20 protein-coding genes, 1 other RNA gene and 1 pseudogene are annotated in these 25,309 nt (G+C 58.9%); 18 read left to right on the top strand and 4 right to left on the bottom strand.

The genetic code is table 11. The annotated features are described in order from the left end of the window. Positions 1–142: 142 nt before the first annotated feature. Together BG52_RS08905 and BG52_RS08900 are read right to left on the bottom strand one after the other, a co-directional pair. A complete protein-coding gene (locus BG52_RS08905; RefSeq protein WP_036586191.1) occupies positions 143–958 on the bottom strand; it encodes a hypothetical protein in 816 nt (271 codons plus the stop codon). A 17-nt stretch (positions 959–975) separates the two neighbouring features. Continuing rightward, positions 976–2,994, bottom strand: coding sequence for a M1 family metallopeptidase (locus BG52_RS08900; RefSeq protein ID WP_036586192.1), 2,019 nt, complete (start codon positions 2,992–2,994; stop codon positions 976–978). 207 nt (positions 2,995–3,201) lie between these two features. On the opposite strand from BG52_RS08900, the gene BG52_RS08895 reads away from it, so the two are divergent. Then, the gene (locus tag BG52_RS08895) at positions 3,202–3,723 is read left to right on the top strand and encodes a YwhD family protein (protein WP_036586193.1); all 522 of its coding nucleotides are present in this window, start codon (positions 3,202–3,204) and stop codon (positions 3,721–3,723) included. A 205-nt stretch (positions 3,724–3,928) separates the two neighbouring features. Here the strand turns inward: BG52_RS08895 and BG52_RS08890 are convergent, their stop codons facing one another. Then, on the bottom strand, positions 3,929–6,031 hold the full coding sequence (locus BG52_RS08890; protein WP_036667129.1) for a transglycosylase domain-containing protein: 2,103 nt from the start codon (positions 6,029–6,031) through the stop codon (positions 3,929–3,931). A gap of 232 nt (positions 6,032–6,263) precedes the next feature. Between BG52_RS08890 and speE the strand changes: the two genes are divergently transcribed. From speE to argS (BG52_RS08865), 6 genes are all read left to right on the top strand, one after another. Further along, positions 6,264–7,094, top strand: coding sequence for a polyamine aminopropyltransferase (speE, locus tag BG52_RS08885; RefSeq protein ID WP_036584691.1), 831 nt, complete (start codon positions 6,264–6,266; stop codon positions 7,092–7,094). Between the two features lie 36 nt (positions 7,095–7,130). Continuing rightward, positions 7,131–8,000: an agmatinase gene (gene speB / locus BG52_RS08880; RefSeq protein ID WP_036584688.1), complete on the top strand. Its 870-nt coding sequence runs from the start codon at positions 7,131–7,133 to the stop codon at positions 7,998–8,000. An 80-nt stretch (positions 8,001–8,080) separates the two neighbouring features. Beyond that, on the top strand, positions 8,081–8,233 hold the full coding sequence (locus BG52_RS16085) for a hypothetical protein (RefSeq protein ID WP_190287510.1): 153 nt from the start codon (positions 8,081–8,083) through the stop codon (positions 8,231–8,233). Positions 8,234–8,718: 485 nt separating this feature from the next. After that, the gene (gene argS, locus BG52_RS08875; RefSeq protein ID WP_036584686.1) at positions 8,719–10,410 is read left to right on the top strand and encodes an arginine--tRNA ligase; all 1,692 of its coding nucleotides are present in this window, start codon (positions 8,719–8,721) and stop codon (positions 10,408–10,410) included. Between the two features lie 21 nt (positions 10,411–10,431). Continuing rightward, entirely contained in the window at positions 10,432–10,872 is a 441-nt protein-coding gene (locus BG52_RS08870) for a YwiB family protein (protein WP_036584683.1), read from the top strand. Next, positions 10,869–12,557 (top strand): arginine--tRNA ligase, encoded by a 1,689-nt coding sequence (gene argS / locus BG52_RS08865; RefSeq protein ID WP_036584680.1) that lies wholly within the window; start codon positions 10,869–10,871, stop codon positions 12,555–12,557. The genes BG52_RS08870 and argS (BG52_RS08865) overlap by 4 nt, the downstream gene beginning before the upstream one ends. 12 nt (positions 12,558–12,569) lie before the next feature. Here the strand turns inward: argS (BG52_RS08865) and BG52_RS08860 are convergent, their stop codons facing one another. Next, entirely contained in the window at positions 12,570–13,712 is a 1,143-nt protein-coding gene (locus tag BG52_RS08860) for a S8 family peptidase (RefSeq protein WP_036584678.1), read from the bottom strand. Between the two features lie 439 nt (positions 13,713–14,151). Here BG52_RS08860 and rpoE point away from each other — a divergent pair, with 439 nt between their 5' ends. The 11 genes and pseudogenes from rpoE to dnaX form a co-directional block, all read left to right on the top strand. Continuing rightward, complete coding sequence (gene rpoE, locus BG52_RS08855) at positions 14,152–14,724, top strand: DNA-directed RNA polymerase subunit delta (protein ID WP_036584675.1); 573 nt, start codon at positions 14,152–14,154, stop codon at positions 14,722–14,724. A gap of 243 nt (positions 14,725–14,967) precedes the next feature. Beyond that, positions 14,968–16,572, top strand: a complete 1,605-nt coding sequence (locus tag BG52_RS08850; RefSeq protein WP_036584673.1) for a CTP synthase — start codon at positions 14,968–14,970, stop codon at positions 16,570–16,572. 148 nt (positions 16,573–16,720) lie between these two features. Beyond that, the gene (locus tag BG52_RS08845; protein WP_036584671.1) at positions 16,721–17,119 is read left to right on the top strand and encodes a response regulator; all 399 of its coding nucleotides are present in this window, start codon (positions 16,721–16,723) and stop codon (positions 17,117–17,119) included. A 153-nt stretch (positions 17,120–17,272) separates the two neighbouring features. Continuing rightward, a complete protein-coding gene (gene fba, locus BG52_RS08840) occupies positions 17,273–18,127 on the top strand; it encodes a class II fructose-1,6-bisphosphate aldolase (protein WP_036584669.1) in 855 nt (284 codons plus the stop codon). Between the two features lie 144 nt (positions 18,128–18,271). Then, on the top strand, positions 18,272–19,528 hold the full coding sequence (locus BG52_RS08835; protein ID WP_036584667.1) for a UDP-N-acetylglucosamine 1-carboxyvinyltransferase: 1,257 nt from the start codon (positions 18,272–18,274) through the stop codon (positions 19,526–19,528). A gap of 105 nt (positions 19,529–19,633) precedes the next feature. Continuing rightward, complete coding sequence (gene rho / locus BG52_RS08830) at positions 19,634–20,953, top strand: transcription termination factor Rho (protein WP_036584664.1); 1,320 nt, start codon at positions 19,634–19,636, stop codon at positions 20,951–20,953. A 38-nt stretch (positions 20,954–20,991) separates the two neighbouring features. Beyond that, complete coding sequence (locus tag BG52_RS08825; RefSeq protein WP_036584661.1) at positions 20,992–22,251, top strand: radical SAM family protein; 1,260 nt, start codon at positions 20,992–20,994, stop codon at positions 22,249–22,251. 100 nt (positions 22,252–22,351) lie between these two features. Next, on the top strand, positions 22,352–22,549 hold the full coding sequence (gene rpmE, locus BG52_RS08820; protein WP_036584659.1) for a 50S ribosomal protein L31: 198 nt from the start codon (positions 22,352–22,354) through the stop codon (positions 22,547–22,549). 82 nt (positions 22,550–22,631) lie between these two features. Beyond that, positions 22,632–23,048 carry a hypothetical protein gene (locus BG52_RS08815; protein ID WP_036584656.1) on the top strand — a complete coding sequence of 139 codons (417 nt, stop codon included), beginning with the start codon at positions 22,632–22,634 and terminating at the stop codon, positions 23,046–23,048. Positions 23,049–23,152: 104 nt separating this feature from the next. After that, positions 23,153–23,418, top strand: an RNA gene (gene ffs / locus BG52_RS15395) — signal recognition particle sRNA large type. Positions 23,419–23,597: 179 nt separating this feature from the next. Further along, positions 23,598–25,309, top strand: a pseudogene (dnaX, locus tag BG52_RS08810) (DNA polymerase III subunit gamma/tau); the annotation flags it as partial.

Genomic DNA, 25,309 nt, shown 5'->3' with positions numbered 1-25,309 from the left:
CGTTTTTACGTCGTTCAGCAAGCCCTAAATAGATTTATAAAAGTAAAGCTGCTAATTATAATATTCGCCATTATTATACAAAATATTCCAGACCATTCGGTTGCCGTCCGTTCGCTCGCCTCGGCGAAGCCGAGCACATGGTTTAAACCCGTTTGGCTCGCCAGGCCTCGAACTGAACGGAACATGTCCATACCTTGAGCCAGGTGCGCACGAAGTAATGCCCCTGATGCAAAATGAGCGCGAACAGCCCGGCCCAAAATAATGACACGGCCGCAGAGGCAAGTCCGATCGCGGCTGCCAGCGCCCACATGGCGGCCGTCGCGGCGGCAACCGGCAGAAAGGCGCGAAGGGCGGCTGCCAGCGAGCACAGCGTTCCCTGGCCCGCAACAAGCCCGAACTGCACGCCCAGCGACAGTATACGCACGACCGCGCATAAGAGCAACCAGCCGGCAAGATGGGGGAGAAGCGCTGCGCCCACCTCCGGCCAACTGCCGCTCTCGGACAGCGCCCGGCGGGCAAGCGGTATCAAATAAAGCAGGGGCGTCCAGACGAGCAACTGCTCTACCGCATACACCAGCGTCACGGGACGCCAGGCGGCGCGGATGCCGGCCACGAAATTCGTGCCGCCCCCGTCGGCCACGCTCCGCAGCGAATACAGCAAGCCCGCGTTGATGAGCGGCGTCACGAGCATGCGGGCGGCCAGCATGGCGGCGAGCATCCATAAATAAGGGACGATCAGGTCGGTTTTGGTTAGTTGAAATTGCGCCTCCACCAGAAAGAGCTGTACCGCGCCATCGGTCGACAATGCGTCGGGGTAGCGCTTCAGCAGCGGCACGACAATCGATTCGACGGACCGGTACAGAAAGAAGCCCCACAGCAGCTGATACAGGAACAGGATCGAGATGACCGGAAAATGTTTAACCGTCAGCCTCCAGCCGTTTTTCATATGGATTTTCATTACCGCCTTCGCCTCCTTTACCAGCCGATCCGGCTGAACAGCAATTCAATCGTCTTCACCACGCCTATGCTCCAACGATTTCGCTGCGTGGCCGGCAGCTCTGCCTTCATGAAGTTGTTAATGCCCTTGTTGTCCAGCACATTGGTTCTCTTCGGATCGACGACGGCCCAGGCGAGCGGCTGGACGTGCGTGATTTTAAACTGGATTTCCGTTCCTTTGCCGTCCCAGATCCGGGGCATCATCGTGCCGTCCGCGAACTGCAACACGACCGCGACGGCGCCCAGGCTTCCCCCGTTCCGCCTGACTTTTACAACGGACTCGTACACCCGCTGGCCGTCCTCCTTGCGGATCGGGGTGACCCGGATCGATTCGACCTTGATGTCGGACATTTGGCTGCCATAGACGAATGCCCGGAAATAACGGTCCCAGTCGGTGCGCGTTACCTGCTCGACGACCTGCTGGAAATCGGCGGTGGAGGGGTGTTTGAATTTGTACTTCTGGAAATAGGTCCGCAAAACTTTCCGCATCGTCTGGTCGCCGACCTGGCGTTCGATGCCGAGCAGGACGAGTTTGGCGCGCATGTAGACGTTCTCCGCGTATTGGTCGCTGCCGCGATAGGACCAGGATAGCTGCTTAAGCGGCGCGGGATCGGTCATATAACTTGATTCGACCGGCAGATTGGGGACAAGCCCATACACGGTCTCCATCACTTTGTCCTCCGCGTAGGAGGTAAACCCTTCGTCGAGCCACGCCTCCTCGAACTCGTTCGAGGCGACCATTCCATACCAATATTGGTGGCCGATCTCATGTACGACCGTCCGCTCAAGGCTGAAGCCGGGGTTGTCGTCCTCGGCCGCGAAGGCCGTCACGAGCGTCGGATATTCCATGCCCCCGGCGCCGTTGCCGCCCTTTGGCGGAACGACGATCGAAAGCGTGGAGTATGGGTACTCGCCATACCATTGCGCATATTTGGCGAGCGCCGACTTGGCGGCATGCATGTACCGTTCTTTCAGATTGGCATGAAGCGGGTCGAGATATAGCTTGATGCGCACGCCCGGCACGCCCGGAGCGGAGAAGGGCTCCTCGTATTCGATAAAATCAGGCGACGCGGCCCAGGCGAAATCGATCACATCATCGGCGTAGTACTGGTAGATTGTGCTGCCTTCCGCAGTGGCGGACGGCTTCGCGGGGAAGCCGGTTGCCGCTACCTTATAACGTTCGGGAACCTGGATGCGGACATTGTAAATGCTGAAATCGCTGTAAAATTCGGAGTTGCCGTGGTATTGGTGAACGTTCCAGCCCTCCGTATTGCGTCCGCGGGTGCCGGCGGGTTCATACACGGCGAGCTTCGGAAACCATTGTCCGGCCATGACGAACTCGCCGGCATAGCCCATCCGCGCGAACACGGCGGGCAGCGCAACCTCGAACGTCATGCGCAGGGTGACGCTGCCGCCCGGCGGGACGGCGTCCGGGAGGCGCAGCCTGGCCAGTGTACGGTCGTCCGCATTGCCGTCGTCCGGACTCACATACTGAAGACGGGGCAGCAGACTGCCGCCATCCTCCGTCGTGACGGATAGAATCCGCATGGAGCCGACGCTTGCCTCGGTCGCCCGATCCTCCCGAAGCTTGCCGCCCGACTCGCGCATGAAGGTCGTTTTTTTGCTCTCGAAGGCGTTCGGGTAGAGGTTGAAAAAAAGCTCGGGTACCGGCTGCTTGCCGGGGTTTCGCCAGGTGACGGTCTGCTCGCCCGCCAGTTTTTTCTCCTGTTCGAGCAACTGGACTCCAATGTGGTATTCCGTCACCCGCTTGCTGAGCACGACCGGTTTCGGCTTCTGAACGGTTTCCATCTCCTGCCTCGGCGGCTGCGCCGGTGTTTGGGAAGGACGGGCGCCGGGCTTCGATGGGTTATTCGGAGCGGGGGCGATCGTATACTTGGACAGCCAGGCGTCGCTGCCGAAGCCTTGCCGGAGCGTCGCGATAAGCAGCGCGGCGGCCGCAAGCAGCAGCGCCATGCGTAGGAAAGCGCGTGGATTCATGGACCGATTCCTCCCGTTGACAAGCTTCTAGAGCATGTATATGTTTGCTTTTCGCGGATTATTAGCTAAAATGGAATTAATCTGCGTCGGGCGGAAGCGCCTTGTCACGGCGCGGCTTTGCGGACATTTTCCGCCTTCGGCGGGCCGGTCTTCCGGGGTGGAGGGCAGCTCGCGCGGGCGGCGAAACGATAGGAAGGGGTGAAGCGGGTGGAGCAGCAGGGACAGGGGGGCACCCCGGAGAAAAAGGAAAAACGAAGCCTTGCGTTCAACGTTGTCAGCAATAAGGAGCATAAGGGCTTCGGCGCAGGCACGATCGATCTGAACAACGTATCGTCCGTCATCCTAGACGGGGATGAGGCGTATATCGATATCGGAGCGATGCATGCGAAGAGCAAGGTGGAGCGCGGCATCAAGTTCAGTCCGAACAAGGAGGACGTTCCGAACGGACGCAAGTGCTGGATCGTGTGGGTGGCGGTCGACCGCAGCGAGGAAGGCCAGTATTACGCGGGCGCGACGGCCTGCGAGATGCTCGTCGATCCGGAGGCGCGGCGCGGGTGGAAAATTCTCGCGGATCACGTCAACAAGCTCGATTACGCATTGAAGCGGCGGTTTATCCTGGACGGTCTTGAGGAGCGGGAGAAGGCGGCGCTGCGCAAGCTGCTCATGGAGCATAACGCCGAATGGTGGGAGCGTTCGCCCGAGGATTTGAAGGCGGGGCTCGGCGGGTAATAAAAGGAGACGTATTGGCGCAAACCGGCATAGAAAAGCTGTCCCAAGGTCGTGTCGGCCGGGGGACAGCTTTTTGGGTTGGGTGCGGCTGAAGCGGGGCTGGCCGCAATAGCCGATCTGGAGCGGGAAAGGGCGAAGACGAAAGCGGGGTGGCGGTAAGAGGAGGGGCCGGTCCGCAGAANGCAGAACGGACCGGCCCCTCCTCTTACCGCTGCCACCAACGCTTCAGGTCTGCCCACCACGACTCGCGCTCACGGGCTGCCGCCCCGTCCCGCGCTTCGCCGTCCGCGGCATCGTCGTGTTCGCCGCAGATCTCCGTCGGCTCGGTGCCGGCGACGAATGTCTCCAGCCGGCGGTTCGGGCAAGAGGCTGCGGCTGCCTTGCCGGTGCCGGGGTCGACGAACAAGGAGATGACGCCCTCCGGCATCGGAAACAGCTTCGGCGGAACCGCAGCCAGCGCCTGATCCATAAAGCCGGCGAAAATCGGCGCCGCCCGATGGGCTTCCACTGGCGTTATGCTTCGATTCTTGTCGTAGCCGACCCACACCGCAACGGCGAGCTCGGGGGTATAGCCGACCAGCCAGGCATCGTTCGCGGTCGTGCCCGTTTTGCCGGCGACCGGCCGCTTGATCATCGCAGCCACCCGGCTCGCGGTGCCTCCCGGCTCGAATACGCTCTGCATGAGCCGGGTGAGCACATACGCATGCGCGGCATCGACGACCCTTTTCTCCGAACGTTCCGCTTCATAGAGGATGCGGCCGTTCCGGTCCTCGATCCGCACAATCGCCGTAGGCTCCGCGCGCACGCCCGCGTTGGCGATCGTGCCGAAAGCCGACGCCATCTCGAACGGGCTGACCGGGAATGTCCCGAGCGCCAGAGATGGCACCGGCTTCATCGGGCTTTCAATACCCAGCCGCCTCGCCATCTCGATGACTTTGTCGGGCCCGGCCGCCATGACGGTGTTGACGGCATAGATGTTGTCCGAGCTTGCGATCGCCTGCCGCATGTCGATTTCCTCGTTCGCATATTTATCGTTGTAATTCCGCGGCTCATACGTTTTCCGGCCTTCGTCGTAAGTGAACACCGTCGGCTCGCTCTTGAACTTCGTCAAAGGCGTCATGCCGCCGCTCTCGAGCGCGGTCAGATAAACGACCGGCTTGAAGGAGGAGCCCGGCTGCCGCGTCTTCGCGAATACCCGGTTATACTGATTCGCCTTGTAATCGCGACCCCCGACCATTGCCTTAATGTAGCCGGTACGGGGGTCGACGGCGATGAGCGCCGCCTGCTGTTCGCTATCCGACGGGAAACCGTCCCGGATGGCGGCTTCTGCCGCGCGTTGGGCCTCCGGATCGAGCGTCGTGTAGATGCGGATGCCGCCCTCATTCAGCAGCAGCTCCTCGATCCCGATCCGCTCGATGGCGACCTGCCGGACATAATCGCGGAAAAAAGGGGCGAAGCCGCCCATATCGCCGCCGCTGGCCGGCTTGAACGCCAGCACCTCCTGGAACGCTGCGTCCGCCTCCGCCTTCGTAATGACGCCCCCGGCCGCCATTTCATTCAGAATGATGCGCTGCCGGTCTTTGGCGTTCTTCATATTTAGATAGGGTGAATAATATTTGGGGCCCTTCGGCACGCCGGCCAGCATAGCGCCTTCGGCCAGGGACAGCTCCGCCGCCTTTTTGCCGAAATACCGCTGCGCCGCCGCTTCAATACCGTACGCGCCGTGGCCGTAGTAGATTTGGTTCATATACAGCGTCAGAATCTCGTCCTTGCTGTAGCTCATTTCCAGCTTGGCCGTATAGGCCGCTTCCCGCAGCTTGCGCGTCCATGTCCGCGCATGCGTTAAATACAAATTGCGCGCCAGTTGCTGCGTCAAGGTGCTCGCCCCCTGGCGTTTCGACAGGCTCTCCACATTGACAAGCACCGCTCTCGCCATGCCCCGCATGTCGAAGCCGAAATGCTTGTAAAACCGCTTGTCCTCGATGGCGAGCGTGGCTTGCACCGCATACGGCGATATTTCAGACAGCGGCACGGAGCTGCGGTTCTCGCCGGTATGGAACGTATCGATTACATTGCCCCGGATGTCCAGCAGCTGTGAAGTCTGGCTGACGGTGGCGGCGGGGAGCGCCTGCGAGCGCAAATACAGGAGGCCGCCGAGCAGCAGCGCGACGAACAGAGCCGCCCCGAGGCCGGCCAGCTTCAGCCAGCGCTGTGCGCGGGCCATTAGCGCCAATCGGTTTTCCCGCCGCAGCCGCTCGTTGCGCAGCTTCTTTTTTCGCTCATCCTGCCGTCCGCCGGGGTTTGCCATTTCGTATGCCGCTCCTTCGCGCAAATCGTTCTTTTTCCTTAGTATGGAAAACGAAAGAGTCGGATATTCACACATCCGCCCGCGCCGGCAAATTTTTCGCGAATACGACAATGAACAAGCGGATGCGGCGCTTGAATGGCGTTGTACACACGGTGCCAGGCCATAATTGATTTAGTCCAACCGTTTCACTATAATACAGGGTGAACTCTGCACAGGAAGAAGGGATCGGCCCATGACGGACATTTGGTTTACCGAAAAACAGACCGAAAGCTACGGCATTACGATGAAGCTGAAAGAAACGTATGTGCGCGAGCAGACGGATTTCCAAGATTTGGCGATGGTGGAGACCGAAGAGTGGGGCACGATGCTTCTGCTCGACGGCATGGTCATGACGACCGATAAGGACGAATTCGTTTATCATGAAATGGTGGCGCATCCCGCGCTGTTCACGCACCCGAATCCGGAGCGCGTGCTCGTGGTCGGCGGCGGCGACGGCGGCGTCATCCGCGAAATCATGAAACACCCGAAGGTGAAAACAGCCGTGCTCGTCGACATTGACGGCAAGGTTATCGAGTACTCGAAAAAATATTTGCCGCAAATCGCCGGCGAATTGGACAACCCCCGCGTGGAGGTGCACGTGAACGACGGGTTCATGCATATCCATGAGCATAAGAATGAATACGACGTCATCATGGTCGACTCGACCGAGCCGGTCGGGCCGGCGGTCAACCTGTTCACGCGCGGTTTCTACCAGGGCATTTACGATGCATTGAAAGAAGACGGCATGTTTGTTGCGCAGACGGACAACCCGTGGTTCAAGGCGGACCTCATTCGGGACGTAAACCGCGACGTGAAGGAAGTGTTCCCGATCGTGCGCAACTACTGGGCTAACGTGCCGACCTATCCGAGCGGCCTGTGGACGTTCACGATGGGCAGCAAAAAGTACGATCCGCTCCAGGTCGACGAGGCGTCGATTCCGGAGATCGACACGAAATACTATTCCCCGCGCCTTCATAAAGCGGCATTCGTGCTGCCGAAGTTCGTCGAGGATCTGGTGAAATAAAGGCTTTGGCACAATCAGAAAGCGAGGACCCGCCTCATGCGACTTGATCAAAAATATTCCGGCAACGTGTTCATTCTGAGCTCCGATGATTACGAGGCGTCCAAGGCGGTCATCTACGGCATGCCGATGGACTTCACGGTTTCGTTCCGGCCCGGTTCGCGCTTCGGGCCGCCCCGCGTGCGCGAGGTGTCGATCGGACTCGAAGAATACAGCCCATATCTGGACCGCAGCCTGGAGGATATCGCGTATTTCGACGCGGGCGATCTGCTGCTGCCGTTCGGCAATGCCGCCCGCAGTCTCGATATCATCGGGGAATTCGTGCGCGGCGTGCTGAACGACGGCAAAATGCCGGTTGGCATCGGCGGCGAGCATCTGGTCTCGTGGCCGATTTTTCGCGAGGTGTATGCGAAGTATCCGGATCTGGCGATCATCCATTTCGACGCCCACGCCGATCTGCGCGAGAATTACGAGGGCGAGGCGCTTTCCCATTCGACGCCGCTGCGCAAAGCGGCCGAGTTGATGGGCGGCCAGCATATTTACCAGTTCGGCATCCGCTCCGGCTCCCGCGAGGAATGGGCGTATGCGCGCGAGCACATCAATTTTTATCCGTTCGAGGTGCTCGAACCGCTGAAGAAGGTGCTCCCTTCGCTGGCCGGCAGGCCAGTCTATCTGACGATCGACATCGACGTGCTCGACCCGTCCTGCGCGCCGGGCACCGGCACCGCGGAAGCGGGCGGCATCCTGTCGAAGGAGCTGCTTGAAGCGGTACATGCGATCGCCCGCTCGAATGTGAACGTAGTCGGCTGCGATATCGTGGAAGTGGCGCCGGCATACGACCCTACCGAACAGACCCAGATCGTGGCGGCGAAGGTCATTCGCGAAATGCTGCTTGGCTTCTTGAAATAAGGAAAGATTGTTTCATCCGATTCCATCCGCGGGTAATAACGAGCAATAATAAGTTGCGCGCAATGGGAGGGTTCTCGGCTATGAAGCTCCGCAATTATTTGGCCAGTCTGGTGCTGGCTATCTCGGAGACACCGGCCCAGGAGAGCGGAGGCAGGGGCCTGCACCACCGCCCGCGGCCGGAAGAGCTTGAGGGCGGCAAGCTGCCTGTGCTGGCAGGCAGCGCCGAGAAGTAAGGGGATGCACACAGGCAAGCGGTGGAGAACGGGGGGCAGCGCCCTTTTGTTCGTATGCCGCTTGCTTTTTGCCGACGGCTCGCACTATAATAGGAAAAAATCGACCAATGACAATGATCGGGAGAGTACCGAGGCGACAACGTCGAAGCAGCGAGCCGGGGTGGTGGAAGCCGGCGCGGCGCCGTCCGGGAAGCGCACCCGTGAGTTGGTTCCCTGAACGAGCAACCGGTAGGGGAACCCGGCGGCGGCCGTTATACGATGAAGCGGAGCGATCCGTCTTTGACGGTGCCCGAGCGCAGGCACGGACGGGACGTTCCAGAAGAGTGGCACCGCGGACACAGCCTCCGTCTCTTTATTGAGACGGGGGCTTTTGTTATTCTCTGGCCGGGTTAGATTCCGCGGTATCCAGCATTGCGAGCATCGAATCGGAATCGGCTAACCAAGCTTCGCTTCACTTTTTCGGGATCACTGAGGGAGGAATGCACATGTTGATGGAATGGGCTGCAGATTACTTATCGCCGTATGTGTCGCTCAACCGCGAGGAAATTCTGAGGGTCATGGAACGGCCGCCAAAGCCGGACCTGGGCGACGCCGCATTTCCTTGCTTCGCGCTGGCCAAGCGGTTGAATCGCTCGCCGCACGAGGTCGCCCGTGAGGTGGCGGAGAAGCTGAGCCATCTTGGAGGCGAGGTGAGGGCGGAAGCTGTCGGGGCTTATGTGAACCTGCATTTTTCGCCGAACGCCTGGGCCGTCCGCCTGCTGAACAATGTGCTGGCGCCCGGCTTCGGCACGGCCGAAGCGGGACGGGGCAAGCGCGTGGTGATCGACATGTCGTCCCCCAACATCGCGAAGCCGTTCGGCGTCGGGCACCTCAGATCCACGATGATCGGCAATGCGCTTGCGAACCTGTACCGGGCTTCCGGGTACGAGGTGGTCACGGTCAACCATCTGGGCGACTGGGGCACCCAATTCGGCAAGCTGATCGCCGCTTTCACGCGCTGGGGCGACCGCAAGACGCTGGAATGCGATCCGATGCGGGAGAGTCTGCGGCTGTATGTGAAGTTTCATGAGGAGGCCGAAGAGGAGCCGGAGCTGGAGGATGAGGCGCGGTATTGGTTCCAGAAGCTGGAGCAGGGCGATGAGCACGCTGCGGCGCTGCGGCGCTTTTTCGTCGATGCCAGCCTGAAGGAATTCAACCGTGTTTATTCCCGGCTCGGCGTGACGTTCGATTATGTGCTGGGCGAGAGCTTCTATAACGATAAAATGGGGCCGATCATCGGTCTCCTCGAGCAGCAGGGGCTGCTTGAGGAGAGCGACGGCGCGAAGATCGTGCGGCTCGATCATTTGCAGCTTCCGCCCTGCATCATTATGAAGTCCGACGGCACAACGATTTATGCGACCCGCGATTTGGCGACCGCATTCTACCGCACGCGGGAGATGGGCGCGGATCAGCTGCTGTATGTGGTCGGCGCGGAGCAGGCGCTTCATTTCAAGCAGGTTTTCGCCGTGCTGGATGCGCTTGAGGAGGGCTGGTCGGCGCGGTGCGAGCACGTCGCGTTCGGGCTGATGAAGTTCGGCGGCAAGAAAATGTCCACCCGCAAAGGCAAGGTCGTGTTCCTTGACGACGTGCTGGATGAAGCGGTCCGTCAGGCCGAGGCGGTGATCGAGGCGAAAAATCCGGCGCTTCAGAGCCGCAGGGAGGCGGCGGAGGCAGTCGGCATCGGCGCGATTGTGTTCGGCGATCTGCGGAACAGCCGGATGCTGGAAATCGATTTCTCGCTGGAGGATGCGCTGCGCTTCGAGGGAGACACTGGGCCGTATGTGCAATATGCTTATGCGCGCGCCGTGACCCTGCTGGAGAAAGGCATGGCCGGCACCGAGGAGTTCGACGAGCCGTCGCCGGAGGCGTTGTCCGGCCGCCTTGCCTGGGAATGCCTCAAGCAGCTTGCCGGTTACCCGGACGCGATTCGTCTGGCGGTGGAGCAGAACGAGCCGTCGGTGCTGGCCCGATATTTGCTGGACACGGCGAAGCAGTTCAACCGGTTCTACCGGCATGAGCGCATTCTGTCGACAGACCGGGAAGAGACGCATGCGCGACTGATGCTCACCGCCGCGGTGGCGGGCGTCCTCAAGAACGGCCTCGCGCTGCTCGGCGTCAAGGCTCCCCGGCACATCTAGACCCAGGAAGGAAGAGAGCCGATGAATAACGATCCGGTTCCTGTACGGGTGACGCTCGAAAGTCGTCAGGACGGCGGCAAGTCCGAGCGTCATGAGTACCGGGGAACCTTTTACCGCAAGCCGAACGCTTTCTATCTCCGGTATGAGGACCAGGCGGACACCGCTGCGTATGTCGGCACGACCGTGCGCTGGGACGGCCGCGAGCTCCGGATCGTAAGGCGCGGCGCCGTGGAAGGCGAGCAATCGTTCGCGGCCGGCTGCGTCACGACGGGCCGTTACCGCTCTCAGGCCGCCGATCTGGAGCTGGAGACGAAGACGACGGTCATGAAGGCCGACCCGGGGGATTGGACCGGGGGGGATTTTCCTCTGCGGCTGCGCTGGGCCTATAAATTGAAGGTGAACGGACAATCTGCTGGCCGTTTCGAGATCAAGCTGAGTTTACGGGAGGAACAATCCGAATGAGTGGCAATAGCAATGGGAATGTGCTGGAACAATTGCATCAGAAAGTAAAGGACGCGATCGCGGACGCGGTCGTGGCGGCTGGACTGGTATCGCGGGACGAGCAGCCTGCGTTCGTCATCGAGGTGCCGAAGGACAAGACGCACGGAGATCTTGCGACCAATGCGGCCATGCAGCTCACGAAGTTGGCGAAGCGCAATCCGCGCCAGATCGCGGAAGCGATCGTGGAGCATCTCGACAAAGCCGCAGCGTCGATCGAGTCGGCGGAAATCGCGGGGCCGGGCTTCATTAATTTCCGGCTCGCCAAAAGCTATTTATATCCGGTCGTGCATGAAGCGCTGACCGCAGGGGCGGATTACGGCCGCATCGATATCGGGGGCGGCGCCCGCGTGCAGATGGAATTCGTCAGCGCCAATCCGACCGGTAGCCTGCATCTCGGCCACGCCCGCGGTGCGGCGGTCGGCGACGCGCTGTGCAATGTGCTCGATTTCGCCGGCTACGACGTGACGCGGGAATACTACATTAACGACGCCGGCAAACAGGTCGCCAATCTGGCGAAATCGATCGAGGCCCGGTATAAGCAGGCGCTGGGCCTAGAAGCGGAAATGCCGGAGGACGGCTATTACGGCGAGGATATTGTCGGCTTCGCCCGGGCGCTGGCCGATGCCGAGGGAGACAGGCTGCTGGGCCTGCCGGACGAAGACCGATTTGCCTATTTCCGTTCCTACGGCCTCGAGCGCGAGCTGGACAAAATCAAGCGCGACCTCGGCCGCTTCCGCGTCTCGTTCGACAGCTGGTACAGCGAAACGTCCCTCTACGAGACGGGACAAGTGGAGCAGGCGCTGGGAGCGCTGAAGGAGCGCGGGATGGTGTTCGAGGAAGAAGGCGCGACCTGGCTCTCCACGATGCAGTACGGCGACGACAAAAACCGCGTACTCGTCAAAAACGACGGCTCTTACACGTATCTGACACCGGACATCGCCTATCACAGGGACAAGTATAACCGGGGCTACGACCGGATGATCAATATTTGGGGCGCCGACCACCACGGCTACATTCCCCGCGTGAAGGCGGCTATGGCGGCGCTCGGCAACGATCCGGACAAGCTGGTCGTGCTGATCGCGCAGATGGTCAGTCTGTTCCAGGACGGCGAGAAGGTGAAAATGTCCAAGCGAACCGGCAAAGCGGTGACGATGGAGGACCTGATGGACGAGGTCGGCGTCGACGCCATTCGCTATTTTTTCGCGATGCGGAGCATGGATTCGCATCTCGATTTCGACATGGATCTGGCGATTTCCACGTCCAATGAGAATCCCGTCTTTTATGTACAATATGCGCATGCGCGGATTTGCAGCATTTTCCGACAGGCGGAGGAGCAAGGCGTTGCGGTCGATCACGGGCGAGCGGACTTGTCCAAGCTGACGGGCGACATGGAATTCGATCTGCTGCGCAAAATCGGCGAGCTGCCGCAGGAGGTGGCGGATGCAGCCGTCCAGTACGCCCCGCACCGGCTCATCCGGTACGTGTATGAGCTGGCGTCGCAGTTCCACAGCTACTACAGGGCCGAACGGGTCATCACGGAAGATGAGGGCCAGACGGCTGCCCGTCTCGCACTGCTGGCCGCTGTACGGACCGCCATCGCTAACGTGCTCCGGCTGATCGGCGTCTCGGCGCCGGAGCGTATGTAATGCTGGCCGTCGTCAGGCTTGCGCGTCGGCGGCTTGCATCATGCGCGTGATATCAAGCTCCCCGGCGCGCCGGGGAGCTTTGCTGCCTCTCAGCGGCTGCGTCGATTTCTTGAGGATCGCCTTGATCTCGGCTGGGGTTAGTCCTGGGCGGTGGGCCAGCAGCAGGGCAATCGCTCCCGAGATGTGCGAGGTCGCCATCGACGTACCGCTCATTTCATTGTAGTTGCCGTGCAACCATGCCGAAATGATTTTGTCGCCAGGGGCGTAAATGTCGATCAGGCTGCCGCGGTTGCTGAACGGGGCGATGCGGCGAAGCTTGTTCGTGGCACCGACGGACAGCGTTTGCGGGAAACGGGCGGGGTAGTCGATCGCTTTGTTTTTCCCGTCGTTGCCGGACGAGGCAACGATGATGACGCCGGCATTATAGGCGTTCGTTACGGCGGTAAGCAGCGCCTTGCTGCGTTTTTTCATGCCGAAGCTCATGTTGATGATGTCCATGCGATGGCGCACGCACCATTCGATGCCGAGAATAATGTCCGATACGAAAGCGGTTCCGTTAAGGTCGAATGCTTTTACCGGATGAATGACGGATCTTGGCGCGACCCCGATCATGCCTTGCAGCCGGTTCGCGGCGGCGATCGTGCCGGCGATATGCGTGCCATGGCCGTTGTCGTCGTAAGGCAGCAAGCTTCGAACAAGCAGATTGATGCCGCGCGATACGGAGTGCCGCAGATCGGGATGGTTGAAATCGATCCCCGTATCGATTACCCCGACCTTGACCCGGTGACCTGTGGTGATATTCCAAACAGAGGGCGCCTTGATTTGCCGGACTCCCCAGGGGATGCCGCTTTCAGGCTCGGCGGATTTATGAACGGAGCCGTGCAGAGCGACTTGCATGTCAGGCTCGATCATGCAGTGCGTGGCCAGCCGGGCGGGGGGGCAGTCATCGGGAAGCTCGCAGGAGACCGCTTGTATGAGCGGCATGGGCCTGATATCCCGCAGCGTCGGATGGGCGTGGGCCAGCTTTGCCCATTCCTGAATGAAACGGCGGCAATCGCTCCGGCTTTGGAAGCGAACGATTCGTCGCTTCATGGGCGCGGTCGAATCGGTGGCGGCGGCAACTTGCAGCCATTGGAGAAAACGCGTGATGTCCATATCTGGCTCCCTCCCGGGTACAACATGCTGGACTATAGTATGAAGGCGCGTCTTCACCCGCGTGAGCAAGCTGCCTTTTTTTCGGGAATTAGGCGGCGCGCCGTGTCAATCCGGGCACGTTTACATAGGATGAAGGGAGAGTCCGGCGGGCTCTTTTTGCACAAGCCTCCTTCTGGCGGTGCGTTCAGAAGGATACAGTCGAAGAGCGAAGGGTTGCCTCCCTTCGCTTTCTTCATGGGCGAATAAATTGACGTCCTTCCAGAGTCCCCGATAAGGGAGCGGATTACGCGGCGTCGCTTTTGGGGAAGCCCTTTGTTTGCCGCCCTTTGCCGCTTGCATTTTATCAGGAAATAAGGTTTACTATAGGTTGATAATGGATGGAAAACGGCTGCTGCCTGCTGGGTTAGCCGAAGTAGATACGCGTGAGAGGATGTGTCCTATGAGCATCAACTTGAAGCTTGATCCCGAACGGGTGCGGGAGATGCCGATGGTCGATTTGGCGTTCGAAGCGTTGAAATCGATGAACACCCCGATGTATTACCGGGATTTGATTATGGAGATTGCGAAGCTTCGCGGATTGTCGGCCGAACAGCTGAACGACGTGATCGCGCAAGTATATACCGAAATCAATATTGACGGTCGTTTCGCCTGCGTCGGCAGCAACGTCTGGGGGCTGAAGCGCTGGTACCCCGTCGACAAGTCCGAGGATCCGGTCGGCAACGCCAAGCGTCCGCGCATCATCAACGACGACGATGATGACGAAGAAGAACTGTTCGCGGACGATGAGGAAGAAACCTACGTGGCGGACGAAGAGGATTACGATATGTACGACGAGGACCACGAAGATTTCACCGAATCCGAAGAGGACGCCGAGGTCGACGAAGTGGTCGCGATCGACGACGAGGAGATCGAGGAGGAAGCGATCGAGGGCGATGAGCTCGCGGAAGATTCCGAGGAAGAGAGCGGCGAGTTTGGGGAATCCGCCGACGAGGACGATGAGGAAGACCGATAGACCAAGCTATGGCGTTCTCCTTGACAGTCGATGGTCGACAGAGTAAACTATTGCATGGGCTTTAGATTTAGCGAAATATAATGAGCGATTTGATAACAAAAAGTGCCCCGTGGAAACGGGTGTCACTTTTTTTGTTTTTTTGGACATCGCCGACTGCCTGGAGCCTATCCCTGACTGGAGCGATAACCGTTTCTGCTTAGGGTAATCCTATATACTAACCTGGAGCTTGGAGGGTATCATCACGTGACCAAATACATTTTCGTAACCGGCGGCGTCGTATCATCGCTCGGCAAAGGCATTACCGCCGCCTCATTGGGCAGGCTGCTCAAAAACCGGGGGCTTAAGGTGACGATTCAAAAATTCGACCCTTATATCAACGTTGATCCGGGCACTATGAGTCCATATCAGCACGGCGAGGTATTCGTTACCGACGATGGCGCGGAAACAGACCTGGACCTCGGCCACTACGAGCGTTTCATCGATATCAACCTCTCCAAGAACAGCAACGTCACCACAGGCAAAATTTATTCGACCGTAATCACGAAGGAACGGCGCGGCGAGTATCTGGGCGGTACCGTTCAGGTCATTCCGCACATTACGAATGAAATCAAGGAGCGCGTGTTCCGCGCAGGCAAGGAAGCGGGCTCGGACATCGTCATTACGGAGATCGGCGGTACCGTGGGCGATATCGAGAGCTTGCCGTTCCTTGAAGCGATACGCCAGATCAAAAGCGACATCGGCCGCGACAATGTCATGTACATCCACGTGACGCTGATTCCTTACATTAAGGCGGCAGGAGAGGTCAAGACGAAGCCGACCCAGCACAGCGTCAAGGAGCTGCGCAGCATCGGCATTCAGCCGAACGTCATCGTCTGCCGGACGGAATATCCGCTCGCCGACGATCTGAAGCGCAAAATCGCGCAGTTTTGCGATGTGGACGCGAACGCGGTCGTGGAATGCCGCGACGCGTCGACGCTGTATGAGGTGCCGCTTAACCTGCGCGAGGAAGGGCTGGACGACATCGTCGTCAACCATTTGAAGCTGACGGCGCCGCAGCCGGACATGACCGAATGGGAAAATCTCGTGCGGCGCGTGAAGTCGCTGAACAAAACGGTCGAGATCGCCATCGTCGGCAAATACGTGGCGCTGCATGACGCGTACCTGAGTATTGTAGAGTCGCTGGCTCATGCCGGCATCGATGCGGATGCGGAAGTGAATTTGCGTTGGGTGAACGCGGAGGAGGTCACGTCCGAGAATGTCGCGGACAAGCTGCAGGGCGTGGACGGCATTCTCGTGCCAGGCGGCTTCGGCGATCGCGGCATCGAGGGCAAAATCACAACAATCCGCTATGCCCGCGAGAGCAAGGTGCCGTTCTTCGGCATTTGCCTCGGTATGCAGGTCGCGGTCATCGAATATGCGCGCAACGTGACGGGATTGGCGGGTGCGAACAGCTCGGAGATCGATCCGGCTACGCCGTATCCGGTCATCGATCTGCTGCCCGAGCAGCGCGATATCGAGGATTTGGGCGGGACGATGCGCCTCGGCTTGTATCCGTGCAAGCTGGTGCCGGGCTCCATGGCGGAGAAAGCTTACGATGACGAGCTGGTATATGAGCGTCACCGGCACCGGTATGAGGTAAATAATGAATACCGTGAGAGCATCGAGAAGTCAGGCCTTCGCATATCGGGTACTTCCCCGGACGGCCGCTTGGTGGAGATGGTCGAGCTGGCGGATCATCCATGGTTTTTGGCCGTGCAATTCCATCCGGAATTCACGTCCCGGCCGAACCGGCCGCAGCCACTTTTCCGCGATTTCGTTCGTGCTTCGTTGGGCTACGCCGGCAAGTAATTGGACGACCCGAACGAAATAAAAGAAGAAAAGGACTTTTTTTCCAGAGTGGCAGGATTATAGATAACTACCTCGAATAAGTTACCCATATCGAAGAGTTGGCCGATGCGCTCTTCTGGTTTCGCTCAAAGTGGGAGGTAGGTAATCGATGGATGACAAAAAGGTATTGATCGTAGACGACCAGAACGGCATTCGTATCCTGCTCATGGAAGTGTTCAGCAGCGAGGGGTATGCGACCTTCCAAGCGTCGAACGGCAAGCTCGCGCTTGAGATCGTCAAGAAGGAATCGCCGGACCTCGTCCTGCTCGATATGAAGATACCGGGAATGGACGGTCTTGAAATCCTGAAGCATGTCAAAGCGATCAACCGGGAGATTAAAGTGATCATGATGACGGCTTACGGCGAGCTGGATATGATTAAAGAAGCCACCGAATTGGGTGCGCTGATGCACTTCACGAAGCCGTTTGATATCGATGAGATGCGAATAGCCGTCAACATGCAGCTGCGCGGCGGAGAATCGAACAGCATATATGCAATCGGGTCCTAGAAGGGGCCCGATTTTCTTTTGCATTGTGCAGCACACTGCAGACGGACTGTCTGTTCATTCGATCATTACCACAACTTGTCCGGTTGTGGTATAATGTCTCAGTATGACAAGTCGTTCGGGCTTGCACCACAAGGTACTTAGGAGGATGAAACCATGCCACTCGTATCAATGAATGAATTTTTACCGAAGGCCAAAGAGAAGAAGTTCGCCGTCGGCCAGTTCAACATGAATAATCTGGAATTCGCGCAAGCGATCGTGGAAGCGGCTATGCAGGAGAAGTCGCCTTTCATCTATGGCGTGAGCGAAGGCGCTTTGAAGTACATGGGCATCGAGTTCACCGTTGCAATCGCCGAAGCGGCAGCCAAGCAATCCGGCCTGCCGATCGCGTTGCACCTCGATCATGGCAGCAGCTTTGAAGTCGCGATGAAATGTATCCGCGCCGGCTTCTCCTCGGTTATGTTCGACGGTTCCCACTATTCGCTGGAGGAGAATATCAAGCTGACGAAGGAAGTCGTTAGAGCGGCGCACGCAATGGGCGTTTCCGTGGAAGGCGAGCTCGGAACCATCGGCGGCGTTGAGGATGACATCAGTGTGGACGAAGAGCATGCGAGCCTTGCGAAGCCGGAGGAAGCGATCCGTTTCTATGAGGAAACGGGCGTAGACTGCCTGGCGATCGCCGTTGGTACCGCTCACGGCATGTACAAGGGCGAGCCTAAGATCCACTACGACATTATCGAGAAGGTTGCCAAAGCGATACCGGTACCGCTCGTGCTGCATGGCGGCTCCGGCGTTCCGGACGATGCGATCAAGCAATCGATCGCGGCCGGCGCAGGCAAAATCAACGTCAACACCGAGAACCAGGTCGCTTGCACGAACGCGATCCGCGAAGTGCTCGCGAAGGATGATAACGTTTATGACCCGCGTAAATACTTGACGCCGGCCCGCAAGGCAATGGTTGCGGTCGTGCAAGAGAAAATCCGTCTGTTCGGCAGCAGCAACCAGGCGTAATACCGGAGCAATGCGCAACAACCGCCGCTTTCGGCTTGATCCGGGGCACGACAAGTAACGGACTTCCCGTGCGGGCCGTCACTGCCGCGGAGCCGAACAGCCGGCGGTTTTTGCTCTTTTCCGAATGGGAGGAAAAGGCGATACATGGAAAAATTAATGATCCGCGGCGGACATCCGCTGCGAGGAACCGTCACGATCAGCGGCGCGAAGAACAGTGCGGTTGCCCTTCTGCCTGCGGCGCTGCTTGCCGAGACCGAGGTGCGGCTGGATAATTTGCCGCGTTTGAGCGACGTGGCCGTCTATGCGGAAATACTGGAGGAGCTTGGAGGCCGGGTGTCATGGAATCAGGATTCCATGGTTATCGACCCGTCCGGCTTGCGTTCGAAAGCGATGCCGAACGGTAAGGTAAAGCTGCTGCGCGCTTCTTATTATTTGATGGGTGCGATGCTTGGGCGTTTCGGGGAAGCGACGATCGGGCTTCCCGGGGGCTGCAATTTCGAGCCTCGGCCGATCGATCAGCATATTAAAGGCTTTGAAGCGTTGGGGGCTACCGTTACCAACGATCACGGATCGATCCGTATTTTCGCCAAGGAGCTTCGCGGCGCGAAAGTTTATTTGGACGTTGCCAGCGTCGGCGCGACCATTAACATCATGCTCGCGGCCTCCCGTGCCAAAGGCTCAACAATTATCGAAAACGCGGCAAAAGAGCCTGAAATTATAGATGTAGCAACACTTTTGAACGCGATGGGCGCGCGCATCAAAGGCGCCGGAACCGATACGATAAGGATTGAGGGCGTCGATGCGATGCACGGCTGCCGTCACTCGATCATTCCCGACCGCATCCAAGCGGCCACCTACATGATAGCCGCCGCGGCTACGCGCGGCGATATGCTCGTCGACAACGTCATTCCCAAGCATCTGGAGGCCGTTACGGCCAAGCTGCAGGAATTGGGCGTGCATGTTTACGAGATGGATGAAGCGATTCGGATCGTCGGACAGCCGACCTATGAAGCGGTAGACGTCAAAGCGCTCATTTACCCCGGTTTTGCCACCGACATGCAATCTCCGATGACCAGTCTCCTGACGCAAGCGAACGGCGTCAGTATACTAACCGACTACGTCTACAGCAACCGGTTTAAGCATGTGCCGGAGCTTGTCCGCATGGGCGCCAATATTCGTGTCGAAGGGCGCTCTGCGATTATCGAGGGCAGCAAGCTTAACGCCGCGAAAGTGAAGGCCGCCGATCTGCGCGCAGGCGCCGCACTTGTCGTGGCGGGCTTGACGGTCGAGGACGGTATAACGGAAGTGAGCGGTGTCGAATACATCGATCGCGGGTATGATTATTTGGTAGACAATTTGCGGATGCTCGGCGCGGACGTGTGGCGCGAAGCAAAGTCATAACGCATGAAGGGGCCGCCGGACACCGGCGGCTCCGCCTCCCAGGCATGAAACGGTTCGTATCGGGCAATGCTGATGCTGTTGAAAATAAAATAAAGTGGTGATTCTATGGCGGATCTTCAGATCTCCGATCTGGAAGAAATGAAGCTGACGGACTTATACAAACTGGCGAAACAATATCAGATCCCCTATTATGGTCAGCTGAAGAAGAAAGAATTGATATTTGCTATCCTGCGGGCGCAGGCTGAGCAGAGTGGACTTATGTTTATGCAGGGCGTGCTGGAGATACTGCCCGAAGGCTTCGGATTCCTGCGTCCCATCAACTACCTGCCGAGTACGGAGGATATTTATATCTCCGCTTCACAAATCCGTAAATTCGATTTGCGGACAGGCGATCTTGTATCCGGCAAATGCCGGGCACCCAAGGAGAACGAACGATACTTCGGATTGCTCCAGGTCAATGCGGTCAACGGGGAGAGTCCGGAGCATGCGGCTGAACGGCTCCATTTTCCCGCCCTGACTCCTCTTTATCCACAAAAAAAGATCGTGCTCGAAACTTCCCCGACGAATCTTTCAACCCGAATTATGGATGTGCTCGCCCCGGTCGGATTGGGCCAGCGCGGATTGATCGTAGCACCGCCAAAAGCGGGCAAGACACTGCTGCTGAAGGAAATCGCACATAGCATTTCAACGAACCATCCCGAGATCGAGCTGTTCGTGCTGCTGATCGACGAGCGTCCCGAGGAAGTGACGGATATGCAGCGTTCGGTCAAAGGCGAGGTGGTCGCATCGACGTTCGACGAGCTTCCTGAAAACCATATTAAGGTCGCGGAGCTCGTGCTCGAGCGTGCGCTTCGGCTAGTGGAGCATAAGAAGGATGTCGTCATTCTGATGGACAGCATTACGCGGCTGGCGCGGGCGTACAACCTTGTCATTCCGCCTTCGGGCAGGACACTCAGCGGCGGTATCGATCCGGCGGCCTTCCATCGTCCGAAACGGTTTTTCGGCTCGGCCCGGAACATCGAGGAAGGCGGCAGCCTGACGATTCTGGCAACCGCGCTGATCGACACGGGGTCGCGGATGGACGACATCATTTATGAGGAGTTTAAAGGTACCGGTAACATGGAGCTTGTGCTCGACCGCCGTTTGGCGGAACGGCGCATATTCCCGGCGCTTGATATCCGGCGCTCGGGCACCCGCCGCGAGGAGATGCTGCTGGAGAAGGAAGCGCTCGACAAGGTATGGGCGATTCGCAAAGGCATGAACGATTCGACGGAATTTGTCGACGGCTTCCTCAAGAAGCTGCGCGATACGAAAACCAATGAGGAATTTCTGGCTTCCCTCGACACGTCGGTACCGGTCGGCCGCCCAGGCACTTCCGCTCCATCTGGCGGCGCGGGACGGCGCCCCGTCCGGTCGACGACTTAGGCGGGGGACCGCCTGGGGAACGATAGAGGAGGGACACCATGAATCTTGTATACGCCGATGAACAAGGCAATTTATTTGACCATCCGGATTGGATCGGGCTGGGACGCAGCGCGGATATGGTCGTCGAGCTGATGGACGACGAGCTGATTCCGCTGCCGGACGGCGCGACGCTGGTCGGGCTCCCTTATACGCGGCCGATCGGCATGAACCCGCGTACGGGCGAGATGCTGCCGCTGCCGGGCGAGGTGCAGGCGGTCGGCGCGCTTTTGCCGCAAGGCTATACCCGGCTGTGCATCCCCGGCTACGTGAAAACGGACAAGACGCAGAAGCTGCCGCTGTTCGGCTATTCGGCTGTTGTGTGGAAGGAAGGCGCCTTTTATGTCGCCGCCCGCAAGAGCGACGATCCGGAGCGCTGGAACCCGCTCAACTGCGACCGGGATGAGCTGGAGATCAAGGTGAACGGTCTGCTGTCGAAGTATCCCGAGAACCGGCTGTACCAGCATTTATCGAATTGTGCGCTCGGCTACGAGTGCTTGACGGCCTCGAATACGTTCCTGCAGCGCTGGGAGGGAGCGGTGCCGGTATCGTTCTCCTGCAATGCGGGATGCTTCGGCTGTATTTCGGAGCAGCCCGAGGACAGCGGCTTTCCGGCGCCGCAGACGCGCATGAAGTTCAAGCCGACCGTGGACGAGGTAGCCGAGATCATGCTCGAGCATTTGCAGGATCCGGACGCGATCATCAGCTTCGGGCAAGGCTGCGAGGGCGAGCCGTCCACGCAGGCCAAAATCATCGTGGATGCCATGCGCAAGGTCAGAAGCGTGACGTCGAACGGCTATATTAACATCAACACCAACGCGGGGCTAACCGACCACATCCGGGCGATTGTCGAAGCCGGTCTGGATTTGATGCGGGTCAGCACGATCAGCGCGTTGGACGATCATTATAACGCCTATTACAAGCCGCGCGGCTACACGCTGAAAAATGTGGAGAAATCGATGCGGTTTGCGGCGGACAAAGGCGTGTATACGTCGATCAATTATTTGATTTTCCCCGGGGTTACCGATCGCGAGGAAGAAATCGAAGCGATGATCGATTTTGCGAAGCGGACCGGTCTGCGGCTGATTCAGATGCGCAATCTGAACATCGATCCCGAAAGCTACCTGGAGCTTATCCCGAAAGCGCAGGGCGAGATCTACGGCATGAAGCAGATGATTGAAATTTTCGAGCAGGAGCTGCCGGATGTCGTGATCGGTTCCTATACGCACGTACCTCCGGCGCCGGTTCGCAGAATGTCATAATTAGGAATTGCACCATACGGGGTTGAGTGCTATAATCCGATTATGTGTCATTTTAACTCTGGGCCCGCCTGTAGGCTCAGGGCAGAAAGAGGTGAACGAGATGAAACAAGGTATTCATCCGAAGTACCACGTCACCACGGCAACTTGCGCTTGCGGAAACAGCTTCGAGACCGGTTCGATCAAACCGAACCTGCGCGTCGAGATCTGCTCCGCTTGTCACCCGTTCTTCACGGGTAAGCAAAAGTTCCTGGATGCCGGCGGCCGCGTCGATCGTTTCAAAAAGAAATACGGTATCTAAACAGCCTCTGCCGCAAATTAGCAGAATACAAGGACCTCCCTCAGCCATCCTATGGATAGGTGGCGAAGGGAGGTTTTTTATTGTGTTCGGGATGTGGCGGTTGAAACGACGCAGAAAATGGTACAGGGTGCTGCTCCCCGCGCTGCTCGCGCTCATGCTGGCCGTGCTGCTGGCCGGCTGCGGCGCGCGGGAATCAGAACGGTTGAAATCATACGGTAATGACGGTTATATGGGCTTGTCGAACGCCAATCCGAATTTGCCCCGCACCGGTTCAGCGTGGAGCTATAGGAATGACGGCGAACTCGTGAAACAGCTGCTCCGTCCGATGCGGGGCGTAAGCGGATCTCGCGTCCGCTTCGACGCGAATCTTATGCAGGTGACGCTGTTTGTTGACGGCGCGCTTAGCCGGGAGGAAACCGCGCGTTTAACGGCGAAAGCCAGGAGCGTACTGGCTTCCAATTTTCCGCGGTATGAGGTCAAAGTCACCTCGCGCCAGTGACGCGGTCCGAATTGGCGTCTTGTGTCCAGGAGCGCGCCCGGCAGGCGGTGCCAACTTTTTCTCCCGGTTGCGATGCGGTTCGATATGGGCTATACTTATTTCTACCGTGCTAGACGGGGAGGTAGCGGTGCCCTGTAACTCGCAATCCGCTGCAGCGAGGTTGAATTCCTGTCCGAGGTTATGCGTTGTAAGGTTTGGCGTTCGTGAAAAGTGTTGACGGTCGGGTCCTCCGCAATGGACGCCTGTGAACCTGGTCAGGTCCGGAAGGAAGCAGCCATAAGCAGGTTAGTTCATGTGCCGGGGGAGCGCCTGACTCGAGCTGGGATCGAAAGTGTCGCTTGGACCGCATGTATCGGAGGCAGGTGCACGGCAACATAGCAGAGTTGAGAACACCTTGTGCCCTTGGGGGCGAGAGGTGTTTTTGTTTTTGGCGGCCCCAATCGGGTGCGGGCAAGGGTAACTTGTCATTTTTCTGGCGCCGCGATTTGTGTATAATGTAAGAATAGCATACCCTTTGTCTAACCGAGGGTCACGAAAGGAAAGGTATGCGTGTCCCATATCGCTTTATACCGCGCCTGGCGTCCGCAGACATTCCGGGATATGGTCGGGCAGCAGCATGTGGTTCAGACTTTGCAGAACGCCATACGCGAGAGGCGGATCTCCCACGCGTATTTGTTTAACGGACCGCGCGGAACGGGGAAGACGAGTGCGGCTAAAATTTTGGCGAAAGCGGTTAACTGCCTAGAAGGCCCGACGCCGGATCCGTGCAACGTTTGCGATGCATGCGTGGGTATCACATCGGGCTCGATTATGGATGTCGTCGAGATCGACGCCGCCTCCAACCGGGGGATCGATGAGATCCGCGACATCCGGGATAAAGTCCGTTATGCGCCGACCGAAGTCCGCTACAAGGTTTATATCATCGATGAAGTTCATATGTTAACGTCTGAAGCGTTCAACGCCCTGCTGAAAACGTTGGAGGAGCCGCCTGCGCACGTCATCTTCATTCTCGCGACCACCGAGCCGCATAAGCTGCCGGCGACCATTATTTCCCGTTGCCAGCGCTTTGATTTCCGGCAGGTGGGGATGGAGGAGCAGACTGAGAGGCTGCGCCGGATCTGCGAGGAAGAGGGCATTGCGGCGGATGACGATGCGCTGGCTTATATCGCCCGTTTGTCGGACGGGGGTATGCGGGATGCGATCAGCCTGCTCGAGCAGGTTGCCTCTTTCGCCGGCGGGCGTATTACGCTTGACGAAGCGGTTGACGTAACGGGCGGCATGGTCGCGGAGCAGTTCGCCGAGCTTGCCAACGCTGTGCGCGACCGCGACGTTGCGGCCATTATGGCCTTGACGGAAGGGCTGATGCAAGCGGGCAAAAGCGCCGATAAATGCATCGAGAACCTGATTTATTACTTCCGGGATCTGCTGCTGCTGAAGCTTGTGCCAGGTCAGCATGCGGGCACCGAACGGATCGTCGATCCGGAGCGGTTCCGCGCGATGGCGGAATCGTTCTCTAAGGATCGGCTGTTCCAGATGATCGATACGCTGAACAAGTATCAGAACGAAATGCGCCATGCGGCGCAGCCGCAAACACTGTTCGAGGTCGCCTTGATGAAAATTTGCACGATCCCTGAGCCCGGCGCCGCTCTGGATAGCGCGGCCCGGAGTGTACCGGCCGCGTCGGCAGGCGGGCGGGAGACGGCCGCGTCCTCGGAGGTGCTCCGCCTTCAACAGCGGATCGATACGCTGGAGCAGCGGCTGGAGCAGCTTATGCGCGAAGGCGTTGCCGCAGGCGGCATGCCCGCAGCCTCGCCCGCTGCAGGAAACGGCGGCAGAGCAGGGGGCAGGACGGGGGGCGCCGCTTTCGGCTCCCGTCCGGGCGGCGCGCCGTCCGCTTCGCCGTCGATCGGCAAGGTGAAGCTCGAACCGTTCGCGGCTGCGCGAGGCGGCGAAGCGTTCGAACGAATCCGCGCCCAATGGCCGGAGGCGTTGCAACGCGTCAAGGAGGCCGGCGTATCGGTGCATGCTTGGTTAATTAATGGAGAGCCGGTGTCGGCGGTTGACGATCAAGTGCTGCTTGCCTTCAAGAACACGATTCACCGGGAGACGACGGAGAAGCCGGCTAATCGCGAGGTCATCGAACGGGTGCTGCAAGCCGTGTTCGGCCGGCCGCTCCGCTTTGTGACCGTGATGCAGAAGGACTGGCAGGCTGCGGAGGGCAGTGCGCAGAACGCGGCGGCGGAGCCGCTGCAGTGGCAGGC

The organism is Paenibacillus darwinianus, from assembly GCF_000598065.1.
Classification (GTDB): Bacteria; Bacillota; Bacilli; order Paenibacillales; family Paenibacillaceae; genus Paenibacillus_I; species Paenibacillus_I darwinianus.
The sequence above is the reverse complement of the archived record's forward strand: the minus strand, read 5'-3'. Positions and strand labels throughout refer to the sequence as shown.